This window comes from Nocardia nova NBRC 15556 (assembly GCF_001613005.1).
Lineage (GTDB): Bacteria > Actinomycetota > Actinomycetes > Mycobacteriales > Mycobacteriaceae > Nocardia > Nocardia nova.
This window is the reverse complement of sequence record NZ_BDBN01000183.1, coordinates 1-2,176: the sequence shown is the minus strand read 5'-3', so window position 1 is coordinate 2,176 and position 2,176 is coordinate 1. Positions and strand designations below refer to the sequence as shown.

The following is a 2,176-nucleotide window of genomic DNA, read 5'->3' as shown; positions in this document are numbered from 1 at the left end:
GACGGCAACACCAACTCCACCGAAACCGCCACCGAAATCGACCGCCTCACCAACCAATACCTCTACAACATCTACGGCAAAAAATACCCGGGCGGCTCGGGCGCCAAGACCGTGGGAGGCACTGTGGGCCAATGGATTCAACAGGCGCTGCAGGTGCTGCAGGGAATGGGATACGACACCGGCAAGATAGATCCCGAAGCGATAGCGATCATCATCCACTACGAGAGCAGCGGTAACCCCGGAGCCGTCAACAATGACGACATAAACGCTAAGAACGGGACCCCCTCCACGGGGCTGATGCAGATAATCCAGCCGAATTTCGACAAATATGCGGCACCGGGCCACAAGAATATCTCCGACCCCGTGGACAATATCGTTGCCGGTGTCCGCTACGCGATCGACGTCTACGGATCCGTCAGCAATGTGCCGGGCGTCGAGGCGGTACGCAACGGCCAGGCCTACGTGGCGTACTGATGGAACCGACCCAGCCCCGTTCACCCGAACCTCGGAGATCGAAATCCGCTGAGCAGCGGTCCGGTTCGGACAATCCCGCCGACGAGTGGACGCTGACCCGGCCCGGTGTGGCGACGACCGCACCGGCCGATCGGCGCGAACGACGAAACCAGCGCCCGAGCGCGGTCCCGGCGCCGGGGCCCGCCGTGCCGTCGGTAGCGAAATCGGCTGCGGCGACGAACGATTCGGCTGCAGCAGCTATCGCGCAAGCTCGCTCCGCACCCGCCGCCGCCGCGCCCGCCGTCCACTCGGATATCCTTGCCGCCCACAGCGCCTCGACACCCATGGCCATCGCGGCCCTCACCAGCCTGACCACCATGGCGGCCGGCTTCGGTTCCGGTACGCCGACCGCCGACACCGGACAACCCTACGCACCACCGATGACCGGCAACGGCGCTCCCACCGGACCGATCGCCTGGGACGGCGGCCTCGGCTCCGGTTACGCAGCGAGCAATACCGCTCGCGCCGAACGTGACAGCGCGATCGGCGATCTCAATGCCGAACTGTCGCGGGTCCTCGGCGACACCGTCGATACCAGCGCGCGTGGCCGGGCCACCATGTCGGCGATCATCGCCGAGGTGGACGCCGCGCTCACCGCGCTCGGGCCGGTGAGCAATACCGCCGCCGGCCGGCGACAGGTGATGGTCACGCTCGGCGACGCACTGGCGCGGGCCGGAAATACCGTGGACCAGAGCCGGATGGCGGCAGTCCTGGACTCCCAGCGGATCGAGGCGCTGGCCGCGAAGTACGTCCAGGACTCACATCCGACCAGGACGGTCTACCGCACGGGCGGATCGGGATCGTCCGGACCTCCGTCCTCGATGCCCGCCGGCGAGACGGGCCTGTGGATCAATCAGGCCTTGCAAATTCTCGCTCAGAACGGCTACGACGTCAGCCGGATCGACCCCGGAGCCATCGCGACCATCATCGCGCACGAGTCCTCCGGGAATCCGCATGCCATCAATCTCTGGGACAGCAATGCCGTGGCCGGACATCCCTCGAAAGGCCTGATGCAGACGATCGATTCGACCTTCAACGCCTACGCGCTGCCCGGACATCGGGATATCTGGAATCCGGTCGACAACATCATCGCGGGGGTGCGTTATTCCATCGACCGCTATGGTTCGGTGAGCAATGTGCCCGGCGTCGCCAATCTGCACGGCGGCGGCTCGTACGTCGGATATTGAGGAACCGGTCAGGTCCACCGGCTGGCGTGGAAGCTCTTGGGAAGCGGTTGCACTCGCACAACAGATTTGGAATTCGGTGCCTCCACCACCTGCCCGTTACCGATGTACATCATGACGTGCCCTGGGTTGCCGTTGTTGAATTCCGCTTGGGGGAAGATGAGGTCGCCGGGTCTGATCTGATCCGGCGCCACCTTCGGGAGTTGCTGGTACTGCTGGTCCGCCGTTCGTGGAATGTTGACCCCGGCCGACTTCGCCGCGTACTGCGTGAGCCCGGAGCAGTCGAACTGATTGGGCCCCTCGGCCCCCCAGACGTAGGGCGCGCCCAGTTTGCTGAGCGCGGTCTGGATGGCCTGCTGCGCCTTGGCCGATGTTCCGGAGGCCGTCTTCGGGTATTTTTTGCCGTAGATGTTGTAGAGGTATTGGTTGGTGAGGCGGTCGATTTCGGTGGCGGTTTCGGTGGAGTTGGTGTTGCCGCC

3 protein-coding genes are annotated in these 2,176 nt (G+C 64.8%); 2 read left to right on the top strand and 1 reads right to left on the bottom strand.

The annotated features are described in order from the left end of the window. Both NN2_RS35595 and NN2_RS35590 read left to right on the top strand, forming a co-directional pair. The coding region (locus NN2_RS35595) for a transglycosylase SLT domain-containing protein (RefSeq protein ID WP_156511573.1) at nucleotides 1-474 on the top strand (474 nt) is incomplete at its 5' end. A gap of 323 nt (nucleotides 475-797) precedes the next feature. Beyond that, nucleotides 798-1,700 (top strand): transglycosylase SLT domain-containing protein, encoded by a 903-nt coding sequence (locus NN2_RS35590; RefSeq protein ID WP_063019654.1) that lies wholly within the window; start codon nucleotides 798-800, stop codon nucleotides 1,698-1,700. 8 nt (nucleotides 1,701-1,708) lie between these two features. On the opposite strand, the gene NN2_RS35585 is transcribed toward NN2_RS35590, so the two are convergent. Beyond that, nucleotides 1,709-2,176 (bottom strand): C40 family peptidase (locus NN2_RS35585; RefSeq protein ID WP_169812497.1); only part of this gene is annotated, 468 nt, incomplete at its 5' end.

Coding starts and splice junctions, on each gene's coding strand:
- NN2_RS35590 (WP_063019654.1), top strand. CDS start 798: ATGGCCATCGCGGCCCTCACCAGCCTGACCACCATGGCGGCCGGCTTC.